This window comes from Bacillus taeanensis (genome assembly GCF_003318295.1).
Taxonomy (GTDB): Bacteria; Bacillota; Bacilli; order Bacillales; family UBA6769; genus Maribacillus; species Maribacillus taeanensis.
This window is the reverse complement of the sequence record NZ_QOCW01000001.1, coordinates 378,223-392,465: the sequence shown is the minus strand read 5'-3', so window position 1 is coordinate 392,465 and position 14,243 is coordinate 378,223. Positions and strand designations below refer to the sequence as shown.

Sequence of the window (14,243 nt, the reverse complement as noted above, 5' to 3'; positions counted from 1 at the left end):
AAAGCCTCCTATAAAATCTTTAAATTAGTTTTCTTGATGACGATTTAAAAAAATGCGAAACTCCTCTGTATTTTTTGTGTTTAATACGGTTTCTTTTCGAATCCAACCTTTGCGAGCGGAAGCCACTCCTATTGGCATATCATCAAGCATCTCAAAATTATGGGCATCTGTATTAATCATAATCTTCACACCCACTTCTTGTGCTTTTTCAAGCCAATATGGCGATAAATCTAAACGATTTGGATTAGCATTTAATTCAAGCGCTGTATTTGTCTCTTTCGCTGCTTCAATTAACAATTCTAGATCCACATCATATCCTTCTCGTTTTCCAATTAACCTTCCAGTCGGATGAGCAATTAAGTCAACATGATGATTTTTTAACGCTGTTGTTAAGCGTTCCATAATGGTTTCTCGATCTTGCGAAAAGCTTGAGTGAATCGACGCAATCACAAAATCCATTTCTCCAAGAAGTTCATCATCATAATCAAGTGTTCCATCAGGTAAAATATCCATCTCCACCCCAGAAAAAATCGTGAAATCGGTATACTTTTCATTTAACCTTTTAATTTCTTCACGCTGCTCTTTTAAGCGTTTAGGTGTTAAACCATTGGCAACCTTCAAATATTGAGAATGATCGGTAATTGCCATATAGGAGTACCCTTTCTTTCTTACAGCTTGGACCATTTCTTCAATTGTGTAGGCACCATCGCTCCAAGTTGAGTGCATATGAACATCGCCTTTTATATCTTCTAGTGTAATTAATTCTACCTCTTCTTTAAAGGACTCTATTTCCCTGGTGCCTTCTCTAAGTTCAGGGGGGATAAAATGTAGGCCGAAATGATTGTAAAATGCTTCTTCATTTTCAAATGTGATTACTTCTCCTGTTTCCAGCTGTTCGACCCCATATTCACTAATTTTTTCATTTCGTTTTTTAGCAAGCTGACGCATTTTTACATTGTGTGCTTCTGATCCTGTAAAATGATGAAGCGTTGTTGCAAATTCTGCAGGTTTTACTAAACGAAAATCAACAGAAACAGGATAATCATAAGAAAGTTCAACAGAAATTTTTGTATCTCCTTTAGCGATTACTTTATTAATCCCTTCAAGCGCGAGCAGCTGCTCTTTCACCACTTCTACTTCTTCGGTTGCAATAATAAAATCTAAATCTTTAATCGTTTCTCGAAATCGACGAATACTTCCGGCACGCGAGAAACGTTTAATTCCTTTCATGGCACTAAGCTTCTGCTCAATTTCACCAGCTATCGGCAGCATAAATGCTAACGGAAGCCGCTCAGGTCTTGCACCCATTTCATCAATCGCTTGTAAAATCTTCTCTTCTGTTTTTTTACCAAAACCAGCAAGTTCTTGAATTTTATTTTCTTCACATGCTTTTTTTAAGGACGCTAAATCAAGGACTTGTAATTCTTGGTAAAGCTTTGCAATTTTTTTACCACCAAGCCCTGGAAGCTTTAAAAGTGGAATTAATCCTTTTGGAACTTCTTCTTTCAAATCTTCAAATACTTCTGCTTTCCCTGTTTCAAGAAGTTCTTTAATTACACCGGCTGTACCTTTGCCAATTCCTTTTAAGGCGGCGGGATCTTCAATTTGTTCCATGCTTCGCGGGTCTGTTTCAAGCGCTCCAGCCGCCTTTCGATAAGCTGAAATTTTAAAAGGGTTATCACCTTTTAATTCCATATATATAGCAATTATTTCTAACGTTTTTATCACTTCTTTTTTGTTCATTACCGTTCCACCTTTCAAGGGACAATTCCTCTCTACTAGTATCCTACCGATTTTTTTACAAAAATCCAACTTTCTTAACTCTTTAACTAAAAAAACTTCCCCACAAGGAGAAGTTTACGCAAGATGATTCATCCATAACTCTTGCAGTTTATCTGAAAATATAGGTGTATGCTTTACAATATTCGAGGCGATAACAGACTCTTCAAACGCTTGCTGCAGCGGTGCAGCAGGTACAATAGCTGCAATATAAAGCACTAAAAAAATCACTAAGTAAATCTCCAAAAAACCAAGCGCTCCACCAAGCCATGCGTTGATTGTACGCAAAATTGGTAAATCGGCTAAAAAGTCAAGCATTGAACCAATGATTTGCATCACAAGCTTTGTTCCAAAAAACAACATCGCAAAGGCAATTCCCCTGTAGTACACTGATTCAACATTTAATGTTTCTAACACAGTACCTACCCCTTCTTCACCAGCCATTGGATACGGTATCCAAAGCTTTAAATGCGGTGCGAGTTGGTCAAAGTAAAGGTAAGCAACTAAAAAAGCAACGATAAATCCTGTTAAATGAAACACCTGCAAGATTAATCCTCTTTTTAAACCAAGAAAAAACCCTCCAAGCAAGAGAATAAATAAAATTAAATCAATCATAAATGCCCCTCATCTTTCTGTTTTTCCTCCAATTTTTCAAGCTTATTTTTTGCTTTTAAATATTCATTCACAATGTTAACCGCAGTTAAAACGGCAAGTTTTTTCGTATCAAGATAAGGATTTTTTGCTTTAATTTCCCTCATCTTATCATCAACAATACTTGCAACCATCCGAACATGGCTTGTGCTTTCATAGCCAACAATGTTATATTGCTCATCATATATATCAACCGTTGTACGTGTTTTTTCCAATTCTTCTGCCACCAATAAGCCTCCTATCGTTCAAAACAATCCTTTTTTTATCATAACACGAAGGGATTGGAAAGAAAATATTCACGTTTTTCCCTTTAATAAAGCGAAATTTATTATAAATCTCGTTTTGATTGCTAACTTTATTCTGTATAATAGATGAAGCGAGCACTTTGAATCCAAGAGAGGATGAAAGCCGATGGCAAATGTCGTTTTAAAAGTATCCGAAACCATTATGCAAGAAATTAAAAATAATTACAAGGAACATTTGCAAGCCAAACTCCCCCCTGGAAGTACATTCACCGTAAAAACGCCCTTTTGTACGATAACTGCTTATAAGTCTGGCAAAATCATGTTCCAAGGAAAAAGCGCTGAACAAGAAGCTGCGAAATGGATAAGCTATGACCTTACAGCTGGCAGTAATCCTAAAAAACCGAAAAAAACAACCGCCTACTCCATTCCAAACAATATTGAACAGCTTTCTTTTATTGGTTCAGATGAAGTAGGCACAGGCGATTATTTTGGCCCTATCACAGTCGCTGCAGCCTTTTGTGAGACCAATAAGTTAGCACTTCTTAAAGAGCTTGGCGTTCAGGATTCCAAAAATTTAAAAGATAAAGCTATTATTGAAATTGCTAAAAATATTTTATCTGTTATCCCTTACAGTCTGTTAATTCTTGATAATAAAAAATATAACAACTTACAAAAACAAGGGATGAATCAAGGGAAAATGAAAGCCCTGCTTCATAATAAAGCGCTGCTTCACTTATTAAAGAAGCTTGAAGGACAAGAATATGATGGCATTTTAATTGACCAATTTGTCCAACCAGACGCTTATTTTAAATATATTGCTGACCAACATGAACAGGTAAAAGACAAGGTTTACTTTGAAACAAAAGCAGAGCAAGTTCATTTATCAGTTGCAGCAGCTTCCATTATTGCTCGCTATGCCTTTTTAAAAGAAATGGATAAGTTAAGTCAAACGGTTGGTACTACGCTTCCAAAAGGGGCAGGAGCACATGTTGACTTAGTAGCAGCACAGCTTATTGACACAAAAGGGGAAGGAATACTTTATCATACTACAAAACTTCACTTTGCAAATACAGACAAAGCAAAAACACTTTATAAAAGAAAGCAGCTCTAACAATAAGAGCTGCTTTCTGTTTATTACACACTATTAAAATTTATAACTTGGCAGCGTACTTTAACCGCGTAAAACGGCACCAAGTTTTTCTTCTGCTTGCTGCAGAACATGATTATGTGTTTTGACAACTTCTTCTTCCGTTAATGTGCGTTCAGGATCAAAATAGCGAAGTGAAAATGCAAGTGACTTCTTACCTGATTCTAAATGCTCGCCTTCATATACATCAAACAATTTAACCTCTTTTAAAAGTTCTCCTCCAGCTTTAGTAAGAACTTCTTTTACATCTCCTGCTGACACTTCAGCGTTTAACACAAGAGCAATATCACGTGATACCGATGGGAAGCGCGGCAGTTTTTCATAGCGTACTTCATTTTCTTCTATACCTAAAAGCTTTTCAAGCGCTAATTCAAACACATATGTTTCATTAATATCAAGCTCTTTTTGAAGGATTGGGTGAACTTGACCAATAAAACCAACTTCCTTTTCATTGAGCATCACTACAGCTGATCGCCCTGGATGAAGATTGTCTTTCTTCGATTGTACGTATGTGATCTTATCACTAATTCCAAGTAATTCAAATAACCCTTCAAGCAGTCCTTTTACAACAAAGAAATCAACTACTTTTTTCTCCTGCTGCCATGGCTGCGACTGCCATACTCCTGTAAAAGCTCCAGCAAGATGCTCCACTTCTTTTGGCAGAGTCGTTAATGTATCTTCTTGCGTTAAAAACACAGATGCTGTTTCAAAAATAGCAAGATCATCTAACTGACGATTGTGATTATAGCTAATAACATCTAATAAATGCGGAACAAGACTCGTACGAAGTGTACTGCGCTCTTCACTCATCGGCATCGAAAGTGCGATTGCTTTATAACTGCCTTTCACATCAAAATATTGATTTTTTTCAGGCGTTGTTAATGAATACGTAAGCGCTTGGTAAACACCAGCACCTTCAAGATAGCGGCGAATTGTGCGGCGCTTCTTCTGATAATCTGATAACAATCCTGGAATACTTTCCCCAATCGGTAATGTTGTTGGGATATGATCATAACCAAAAAGACGAGCTACTTCCTCAATTAAATCTTCTTCAATTGTAATATCAGGTCGTCTTGATGGAATCGTTACAGTAAATGTTTCATTATCTACTGTATAATCAAATCCAAGTCTTCGGAAAATATCTCCGATTGTCTCTGCTGAGATTTCTGTACCAAGCACTCCATTAATACGCTGTGCTGTAATCGAAACCGTTTGAAGTGCAGCTTCCCGTTCTCCTGCTTCTACAATTCCTTCAAGCACCTCGCCACCTGCAAGCTCTGCCATTAATGAAGCGGCTCTTTGCGCGGCTTCATAAACACGATTACGAGCAATTCCTTTTTCAAAGCGCGCGCTTGATTCACTGCGCAATCCTAAATCTTTTGATGCTCTCCTAATGGTTTGACCGTTAAAATAAGCGGCTTCTAACAATACTGTTGTTGTATCATTTTGAACTTCAGATTCAGCCCCACCCATTACGCCTGCAGCTGCCATAGGGACAGTACCATTTGTAATCACAAGATGATTTTCGCTTAATGTACGCTTTTCATCATCAAGTGTGACAATTTCTTCGTCTTTTTTCGCACGGCGCACAAGCACTTCTTTTGATCCAAAACGATCATAATCAAACGCATGAAGCGGTTGACCGTATTCAATCAGCACATAATTTGTAATATCAACAATATTATTTATTGGGCGAATTCCTGCAGCAACAAGGCAATTTACAAGCCATCTCGGTGATGGACCTACTTTGATATTTTTAATCACCATTGCACCGTAATAAGGATTATCCTCTTTTGCTTCAATTGAAACAGAAATATAGTCAGAAGCTTTTTCATTAGCTGGAGTTATCATAACTTCTGGCTTTTTCACTGTTGTATCTAGAATCGCTGCAACTTCTTGGGCAACTCCAATCATGCTTAAGCAGTCTGCACGATTTGGCGTTAAACCAAGTTCAAGCACTTGATCATTTAAATTTAATTCGTCTAACGCGTCACTTCCAACCGTTACATCATCTGCAAATACAAAAATGCCTTCCGCATATTCTTTTGGTACGAGTTTTTGCTCCACACCAAGTTCTTGCAAAGAACAAATCATCCCATGAGATGCTTCACCGCGAAGTTTAGCTTTTTTTATTTTAAAGTTTCCAGGAAGAACCGCACCTACTTTTGCAACAGCTACTTTTTGTCCTTTCGCAACATTAGGCGCACCACAAATAATTTGTACCGGTTCACCTTCACCGATATCTACTTTACAAACGTTTAACTTATCTGCATTTGGATGCTGTTCACATTCTAAAACATGACCAATTACAACACCAGATATGCCTTTATTTAAATTTTCAACCGTTTCGACTTCAATTCCGCTTCGTGTTATTTTTTCAGCTAATTCTTCAGCTGACACGTTTCCAATATCTACATAACTCTGCAACCAGCGATATGAAACTAGCACAGCAAAACTCCTCCTTTATTTAAGAAACATTTTATACGCGCTTAAATTGTTTTAAAAAACGAATATCATTTTGATAGAAATGACGAATATCATCAATTCCGTACTTTAACATTGCAATACGTTCAGGTCCCATTCCAAATGCAAAACCAGTATATTTTTTAGAATCAAATCCTGACATTTCAAGTACGTTTGGATGAACCATTCCTGCTCCTAAAATCTCAATCCATCCTGTTCCTTTACAAACATTACAGCCATGTCCACCGCATTTAAAGCAGGAAATATCCATTTCAACAGATGGCTCTGTAAATGGAAAGAAACTCGGACGCAAACGGATTTCGCGGTCTTCTCCAAACATCTTTTTCGCAAATGTTTGAAGCGTTCCTTTTAAATCACTCATTCGAATATTTTCATCAACAACAAGGCCTTCAATTTGGGTAAATTGATGGGAATGTGTCGCATCATCTGTATCTCTTCTATATACTCTTCCTGGACAAATAACTTTTACAGGTCCCTTACCTTCGTGTGCTTCCATCGTACGCGCCTGCACAGGAGATGTATGGGTACGAAGAAGAATTTCTTCTGTTATGTAGAAGGAATCCTGCATATCACGCGCTGGGTGATTTTTCGGAAGATTTAACGCTTCAAAGTTATAATAATCCTGTTCTACTTCAGGTCCTTCGGCAATGGAATAGCCCATTCCTAAAAATAAATCTTCAATTTCTTCAATGACTGCTGTAAGCGGATGACGATTTCCTTGGTTTACAGCACGACCTGGTAATGTCACATCAATTGCTTCTGCTGCAAGCTTTTCTTCAACCGCTGCTCTTTCTACTATTTCTTGCTTTTTCTCAAGCTCTTCTGTAATCGCAGCACGAACATCGTTTGCTAATTGACCTACAATAGGACGCTCTTCTGCTGAAAGTTTCCCCATGCCTCGAAGTACCTCAGTAATAGGTCCTTTCTTACCTAAGTAAGCGACTTTAACATCTTGTAATTCTTTCAGCGTAGATGCTGCTTCTACTTTGCTTAACGCTTCTTGTTTTAATTCTTCTAAGCGCTCCTGCATTTTGTTTTTCCTCCTTTATGATAGAACATTTCTTTTTTCACTTTAAGAAAGTTTAACTTTTTTAAAGGATTAAAGTATAAGAAAAACTAAAGCTTTCGCTAAAAGAATTTGGCGACAAGCTAAGTTTTTCGAACCATAAAAAAAGATCTTCCATCCCCCATAAAGGGACGAAAGATCGCGTTACCACCCTAATTAACAATAGAAAAACTATTGTTCACTTCATTAATCATAACGGTTTTTAACCGATCCGCCCTTTACCTTTTGGTATTCAAGCGGCGACTCCAGAGTGAATTCCATTACATCGTCTATAGAAATGCTTTCAGTCTTAGGCACTTCCTCCCTAAATAGCGATTGGTAATGTACTATGTTCCTTCAATGTCTTTTCCAATGTTTAATTTGCACCTATTATTATAGATAAAAAAAGGTTTATAAGCAACCTTATCTCTGATTTTGAATGCCGTATAGTAAAATACCTGCTGCTACGGCAACATTTAATGATTCTGCTTTTCCATAGATCGGGATATAAAGAGCTTGATCACACTGTTCTAATAACGCTTTGTCCATTCCTTTTCCTTCATTTCCTACAATTAATGCAAACTCACTAAGTCCTTGATTGTTTAAAAAACTTTCTCCACCTTCTAAAGCAGTTCCAATTACAGGGACATTTATTTCTTTAAAACGCTCTATATAAGAAGTAAGATCTCCTTTTAGAATTGGCAAATGAAAAACTGAGCCCTGCGTAGAGCGAAGGACTTTACTATTATAAAGGTCTGCTGTTCCTTTTCCTAAAATAACGCCGTCAAGCCCTGCACTATCTGCCGTACGAATCATTGTTCCAACATTTCCTGGATCTTGGACGCCATCAATTAATAAGTATTTCCCTTTTTGAACTTCTACTTCTGAATCGTTTATCATTTCGCAAACAGCCGCAATGCCTTGTGGTGTTTCTGTATCACTTATACCTTCCATTACTTTCCTTGGAACATAGTACCACTCCGCTGCCTCAATTGTCCAAGCGGAAGGAACTTGATATTCTTCTTCTACAATTACCTCTATAATTGATACGTTATTTTTAATTGCTTCTTCCACTAAATGAGGACCTTCAATTATAAAAGCATTTGCTTGCTCTCTTCCTTTTTTCGTATATAATTTCTTCCATTGTTTAACGCGAGGATTTTTAGCAGATTCAATTCTTTTCAATACGTACACCTCTTTTTTCTTTTCAATGTCTTCTATTATAATAACGATTTTCCTATCGAACAAGCGGAGTCTACATAAAAGATTGTTTTTTGTACAAAACTAGAAGAAGAAGCCATTTGTGCTTTTTATTATGACAAGATAGGAGACATCATCATGAACTTTAATTTACGACAAGCTGTTTTAGCAAATGTACAGGGAAATAACGAACAAGAAATCCAGCATACAATTACAGATGCGATTCAAAGTGGTGAAGAAAAAATGCTGCCTGGCTTAGGAGTACTATTTGAAGTATTATGGCAAAATTCTGATCCATCCACAAAAGAGGAAGTATTATCAGCCATTGCCCAAGGATTACAAAAATAGACCGGCATTTTGCCGGTCTATTTTTGTCTTAATTAAATATAATTTCTTTTACTTTTTCTTTATCAAGACGCTTAATAACTTCAACAATTAGCTTTACAGCATTTTCAAAATCATCACGATGTAAAATGGCCGCATGTGTATGAATATAACGAGTTGCAATTGTAATTGATAATGCCGGCACACCATTTGCTGTTAAATGGATACTTCCTGAATCTGTACCGCCGCCAGGTACCGCATCGAACTGATATGGAATTTCTGCCTCATCTGCAGTATCAGTTACAAAGTTACGTAATCCTTTATGAGAAACCATAGAAGCATCGTACATAATAATTTGTGGACCTTTTCCCATTTTTGCTAATGCATCTTTTTCGGTTACCCCCGGTGTATCTCCCGCAATCCCTACATCAACCGCAAATCCAATGTCAGGTTGAATAAAGTTTGTTGCTGTTTTTGCACCGCGCAGCCCTACCTCTTCCTGCACAGTACCAACACCATACACAATGTTTGGATGTTCCATACCTTTTAACTGGCGGAGCACTTCAATCGCGATCGCACAGCCAATTCGATTATCCCATGCTTTTGCCATCAATAATTTCTCATTTTTCATTACTGTAAAGTCACAAATAGGGACAACTGCATCACCAGGACGTACTCCAAACGATTCTGCTTCTTCACGACTTGTCGCACCAATATCAATAAACATATCTTTTTTATCAACAGGCTTTTTACGTGCTTCAGCAGGTAAAATATGAGGAGGCTTCGATCCAATTACACCCGGAATATCACCTTTTCGAGTCATAATGGTAACACGCTGTGCAAGCATAACCTGCTCCCACCAACCGCCTACTGTTTGAAAGCGAAGGAAACCTTTCTCATCAATTTGGGTAACCATAAATCCAATTTCATCGAGGTGACCGGCAACCATAATTTTCGGACCATCTGGGTGACCTGTTTTTTTAGCAATAATACTTCCTAAGTTATCCATTAAAATTTCATCAGCAAAAGGTTCTATGTACTTTTTCATTACTTCTCTCGGCTCACGTTCATTTCCTGGAATACCGTTTGCATCTGTTAAATCTTTAAGCATTTGAAGGGTTTCATCTAACTTTGTCATTTTTTCTCCTCCTTTTCTTCATCTTCTCTTTATTATAACGATAAAATTTCCAATGCACAATTTTTCCAATCCCTTTCATATTATAAAGCTTTAAGAGTTAATAGCCAGTATCTTGTCTTGTATGATTTACTTTATTTTTTTCTTCATACGCTTCTTGAATTTCTCGTTCATTAAATCCTAATAAGTTCCCTAACGTAAGATACTCATTAAATAAATTTAAGTATGTTTCTTTTGTAGGATACTTTCTAAGCGCTGAAATTGTATCATATACTGTTTGAAATTGCTGAACTAATGAACCTTCTTTTTGAATTGTTTCAGGCTTAATTTGTTCATATCCATATGATAAGCCAAGCGATAAAATAAAATGCACTCCGTCTACATATTCCTCAAGAATAACTTCTCGAGGTGAAGAGCTCTTTAAACTCCAAAACTTAAAACAGCGTGTTTCATTCGCGAGTTCACCAAGTTCCACTTGAAGGGCAAGCGTTCTTTCTGCAATTAAATCTCCTTTTAGATCATGTTCTTCCGCAATTCTTCCATCTAATTTACGCTGCATAGAAAACAGCTTTTCTAACTGTAATGACATGTTTACACCTCATCTTTACAAATTTCTTTCTTCATTATAACAAAATGTATGAAACCTTTTATTTCTTTCATCGTAAAAGTAAATAAGAAATAAATTTGTGTTTCTCATGTTAACCTATTAACGTAAACGGGGTGATTGAATTGGTTGGATTTTTATTTCGTTTCTTTATTCTACTTGCGATTACCGCTATTATATACAGCACCTTTAAATACATGTTTGATCCAAAGAGAAAACTACAAGAAGCAGCCAAACAGAAAAGGTTTTATATTTATGATGAAAAAAATAATGTTCGAAAAAACTTTTTATTAACATACAAAGGAGTATTATTTGAAGGTGAAAAATATTTAGGTACTACTGAAAAATCATTTGAAGTAGTTTCCATAAAAATATGGACAAAAGAACCGAACTCCCTTCAAGGATTTGAAAAAGATGACTTTTATTTTATTGAACGCGAAATAAAAACCTCTTATCCTCATGCGTCAATTGAATGGAAAAATCCGATTAATGAATTAGTAAAATAAAAAACTAGCACCAGCGCATTAATTAGAGCTGGTGCTAGTTTTTTATTTTACGGAGTTGTTTGAAAAAACTCCGTCCACTTTATAACCCATTCTCTTCGACGCATCACGTAAAATAGGCCAGCTAAAAAAAGGAATAGTAAAACGATAAATTCAATTGAAAGATTTCGAGCCCAATTCCCAAAAGCCGTATAAATAACTACAAGGGGAAGAATCGATAAAAATGATATTTTTGTATATTCTTTAAATGAAGAAGTTAAATCAATTAGATAAAATGAAAGCAAGTGGAAGTGCACAAACGGAATTAACCTAAGAATCATAATTTGAGCGTAAGATAGGGGCCTTCTTTTTCCAAACCACTTCTTCTTCATGTTTTCCATTCGTTTTAACAATGTAGGCAGACGTTTAATAATTAAATAAAACAGCATACAAGCAATCGTAATTCCAATTACTGAATAAAAAATCCCCAAAAATGGACCGAACATCACCCCTCCCATCATGCATAATACACCAACAGGCACAAAGAAGAACTGCCGCAGAACATGAAATAATATAAAACAAAAAGGAGCAAACATACCCGTTTGTTTTATAACTTCGAGAGAAAGCATGAAAGTATTGTCCATTACAATCCCTCCCTTTTCCATTTTATGACGCTCTTCTTCTCTCTAGTACTTCGTAAACTTTCCAAAATGAATAAATTCTACCTCTTTTTGAAAAGTTAATAAAAGCAAAGAGTTGACTTATTTTTGAAAGGATGACTTCTGTGGATCAAGTTGTTTTAGCAAGAGCATTGTTCGGTACCTCTCTTGGATTTCATATTATTTTTGCAAGTCTTGGTGTTGGGATTCCGCTTATGATCGTCATTGCAGAAATTGCTTCAATTATTACAAAAAATAAAGATTATCATATTATGGCGGCAAGATGGACAAAAGCTTTTGCGGTTCTTTTAGGCGTGGCCATTCCATCAGGTACAATTGTCGGTGTCCAGTTAGCTCTTCTTTGGCCCGGCTTCATGGAAATTGTTGGACAAGTGATTTCACTGCCATTTCAAATTGAAATTTATGCTTTTTTTCTTGAAGCCTTGTTCATGTCTATCTATGTATACGCTGCTGATCGTCTTTCAAATATCGCCCGACTTATTAGTGTAATTCTAGTTGCTTTTGGGGCAAGCGCTTCTGCTGTCTTAATTACAGACGCCAGCGCTTGGATGAATACACCTGCTGGATTTCGCCTTGAGAATGGACAAGTTGTGGATGTTGATCCATGGGCAGCTGTTTTCAATCCAAGTTTTTTTACAGCTGCAACTCATGTACTCTTATCTGCTTATGCAACAGGTGCATTCGCAATCGGAGCGGTTGCAGCATATAAACTTCTCCGTAATCAAGCTTCAAAACTAGAAAAAGCTTTTCATCAAAAAGCTTTAACATTAGCACTGATTGTCGGATTTTTAGCATCTTTTTTAACTGCTTTAAACGGACATGAAGCTGCTCAAGAACTTCATGAATATCAGCCATTAAAGCTTGCTGCTGCAGAAGGACTTTTTGAAACAATGGATTATGCTCCACTTGCCATTGGCGGGTTTGTTGACCCTGAAACAGAAGAGGTGAAATACGGGATTGAAATACCTTATATGTTAAGCTGGCTTGCAGAAGGACGTTTTGATGCTGAAGTAAAGGGACTGAATGAATTTCCTCGTGAATATTGGCCGCCTGCTTATACTCATACATTATTTAACCTTATGGTCGGAATTGGCTCTCTACTAATTGTTATTTCGGCAATTGGGCTGTTCATGTTCTTCTTTATGAAAAAACCTTTTCCAAAATGGATGCTTTGGTTATTTGTTTTGTGCGGTCCGCTTGCAATGGTTGGTATTGAAACAGGGTGGATTTTTAGCTGCAGCGGCCGTCAGCCATGGACGATTTACTTTATGCAAACAACAGATGAAGCTGCTACAACTGCGACTGGACTTGGCCTTGTGATGGTCGGCTTTGTATCGCTTTATATCGTACTAGGAATTGCAGTGATCCTTATCTTATTATCATTTTTTAAACGGAGACCTCTTCTTAAAGACCTTTCAACAAAGGGGGAGATACAATGAGTGATTCAACCATTGCAGTACTGCTGTTGTGGAGTTTTATTTTTATTTATTCTATTGCAGGATCAGTTGATTTCGGAGCAGGTTTTTGGTCAATGGTTTATTCAAATGACCGCTATACAAGAGCAGGAAAAATAGCGAATCGTTATTTATCTCCTTCTTGGGAAGTGACAAATGTTTTTCTTGTTTTATTAGTTGTCACGTTGTACAGTTTTTTTCCATATGCTGCATTTTCACTCGGGACAGTGCTGTTAATTCCAGCAAGTTTCATTTTAATTTTACTGGCTATTCGAAGCGCCTTTATGGTGTTTGCTTATGCTGCTTCAAAGTATTTCAAAGTGTTAAGATGGGTTTCAGGAATTACTGGATTGTTAATTCCAGGCCTATTAGTAAGTGTGATTCCTATTACGTTAGGAGGATTTATTGGTGGAGGGGAAGAAGGGCATTACCTGCTTCTTGAAAAGTTTCTTATGAGTCCGATGGTTTATGCCTATATTGCGTTTGGTCTCGCTAGTGAACTTTTTCTCTCCGCTCTGCTGCTCGGTGATTATGCCCTAGAAGCAGGAGAAGAAGCGACCTATCAAATTTATAGAAGAAATGCAATTTTTTTAGGACCCATGGCATTAGTGGCAGCCATTTTCACAACGCTTACAATGCAGTATGAGGCCCAATGGATATTTGAAAATATTCAAAAAGAATGGAGTTTATTTGTTTTTTCACTTGTATTCTTTCTTATTGGCTACAGTGCATTATGGTGGCCGAAAAAAGGAAACAAAGAACTGCTCGGTTATCCTCGAATTGCTGTAGTAAGTGTTGTTATACAGTATGGATTTGCTACATTTGCATTTGGACGTGCTCATTTGCCATACCTTATCTATCCAAATCGCACCATCGAGAACAGCATTACAAACAGTACATTATTTCATGAACTGCTTATTTCTTATATTGTAGGAACTTTGATTTTACTGCCTGGATTTGTATATTTTTGGTTTTTATTTATGAAAGATCGAAATTATTTAAGACAAGATTAA

Annotated in this window: 14 protein-coding genes and 1 other annotated feature; of the genes, 5 read left to right on the top strand and 9 right to left on the bottom strand. The window is 36.8% G+C overall.

Annotation, left to right across the window (positions count from 1 at the left end):
* Positions 1–24: 24 nt before the first annotated feature.
* From polX to zapA, 3 genes are all read right to left on the bottom strand, one after another.
* Positions 25–1,743: a DNA polymerase/3'-5' exonuclease PolX gene (gene polX / locus DS031_RS01920; protein ID WP_113804231.1), complete on the bottom strand. Its 1,719-nt coding sequence runs from the start codon at positions 1,741–1,743 to the stop codon at positions 25–27.
* A 114-nt stretch (positions 1,744–1,857) separates the two neighbouring features.
* Positions 1,858–2,394, bottom strand: a complete 537-nt coding sequence (locus DS031_RS01915) for a CvpA family protein (RefSeq protein ID WP_113804230.1) — start codon at positions 2,392–2,394, stop codon at positions 1,858–1,860.
* Complete coding sequence (gene zapA / locus DS031_RS01910; protein WP_113804229.1) at positions 2,391–2,657, bottom strand: cell division protein ZapA; 267 nt, start codon at positions 2,655–2,657, stop codon at positions 2,391–2,393. The genes DS031_RS01915 and zapA overlap by 4 nt, the downstream gene beginning before the upstream one ends.
* Positions 2,658–2,841: 184 nt before the next feature.
* Here zapA and rnhC point away from each other — a divergent pair, with 184 nt between their 5' ends.
* Positions 2,842–3,786: a ribonuclease HIII gene (gene rnhC / locus DS031_RS01905; protein ID WP_113804228.1), complete on the top strand. Its 945-nt coding sequence runs from the start codon at positions 2,842–2,844 to the stop codon at positions 3,784–3,786.
* 60 nt (positions 3,787–3,846) lie between these two features.
* Here rnhC and pheT read toward each other — a convergent pair whose 3' ends face one another.
* The 3 genes from pheT to DS031_RS01890 form a co-directional block, all read right to left on the bottom strand.
* On the bottom strand, positions 3,847–6,270 hold the full coding sequence (gene pheT, locus DS031_RS01900) for a phenylalanine--tRNA ligase subunit beta (protein ID WP_113804227.1): 2,424 nt from the start codon (positions 6,268–6,270) through the stop codon (positions 3,847–3,849).
* 31 nt (positions 6,271–6,301) lie between these two features.
* Positions 6,302–7,336, bottom strand: coding sequence for a phenylalanine--tRNA ligase subunit alpha (gene pheS / locus DS031_RS01895; protein ID WP_113804226.1), 1,035 nt, complete (start codon positions 7,334–7,336; stop codon positions 6,302–6,304).
* Between the two features lie 160 nt (positions 7,337–7,496).
* Positions 7,497–7,721, bottom strand: a binding site (T-box leader).
* 53 nt (positions 7,722–7,774) lie between these two features.
* Positions 7,775–8,536, bottom strand: a complete 762-nt coding sequence (locus tag DS031_RS01890; protein WP_113804225.1) for a TrmH family RNA methyltransferase — start codon at positions 8,534–8,536, stop codon at positions 7,775–7,777.
* 153 nt (positions 8,537–8,689) lie between these two features.
* On the opposite strand from DS031_RS01890, the gene sspI reads away from it, so the two are divergent.
* The gene (gene sspI, locus DS031_RS01885) at positions 8,690–8,899 is read left to right on the top strand and encodes a small acid-soluble spore protein SspI (RefSeq protein ID WP_113804224.1); all 210 of its coding nucleotides are present in this window, start codon (positions 8,690–8,692) and stop codon (positions 8,897–8,899) included.
* A 28-nt stretch (positions 8,900–8,927) separates the two neighbouring features.
* On the opposite strand, the gene DS031_RS01880 is transcribed toward sspI, so the two are convergent.
* Together DS031_RS01880 and DS031_RS01875 are read right to left on the bottom strand one after the other, a co-directional pair.
* Positions 8,928–10,013: a M42 family metallopeptidase gene (locus tag DS031_RS01880; protein WP_113804223.1), complete on the bottom strand. Its 1,086-nt coding sequence runs from the start codon at positions 10,011–10,013 to the stop codon at positions 8,928–8,930.
* Between the two features lie 97 nt (positions 10,014–10,110).
* Positions 10,111–10,599: a dUTP diphosphatase gene (locus DS031_RS01875; protein ID WP_113804222.1), complete on the bottom strand. Its 489-nt coding sequence runs from the start codon at positions 10,597–10,599 to the stop codon at positions 10,111–10,113.
* A 140-nt stretch (positions 10,600–10,739) separates the two neighbouring features.
* Between DS031_RS01875 and DS031_RS01870 the strand changes: the two genes are divergently transcribed.
* A complete protein-coding gene (locus DS031_RS01870; protein WP_113804221.1) occupies positions 10,740–11,120 on the top strand; it encodes a sigma-w pathway protein ysdB in 381 nt (126 codons plus the stop codon).
* 47 nt (positions 11,121–11,167) lie between these two features.
* On the opposite strand, the gene DS031_RS01865 is transcribed toward DS031_RS01870, so the two are convergent.
* Positions 11,168–11,740 carry a TVP38/TMEM64 family protein gene (locus DS031_RS01865; RefSeq protein ID WP_181832961.1) on the bottom strand — a complete coding sequence of 191 codons (573 nt, stop codon included), beginning with the start codon at positions 11,738–11,740 and terminating at the stop codon, positions 11,168–11,170.
* Between the two features lie 140 nt (positions 11,741–11,880).
* Between DS031_RS01865 and DS031_RS01860 the strand changes: the two genes are divergently transcribed.
* Together DS031_RS01860 and DS031_RS01855 are read left to right on the top strand one after the other, a co-directional pair.
* On the top strand, positions 11,881–13,215 hold the full coding sequence (locus DS031_RS01860) for a cytochrome ubiquinol oxidase subunit I (RefSeq protein ID WP_142675738.1): 1,335 nt from the start codon (positions 11,881–11,883) through the stop codon (positions 13,213–13,215).
* Positions 13,212–14,243 (top strand): cytochrome d ubiquinol oxidase subunit II, encoded by a 1,032-nt coding sequence (locus DS031_RS01855; RefSeq protein ID WP_113804218.1) that lies wholly within the window; start codon positions 13,212–13,214, stop codon positions 14,241–14,243. The genes DS031_RS01860 and DS031_RS01855 overlap by 4 nt, the downstream gene beginning before the upstream one ends.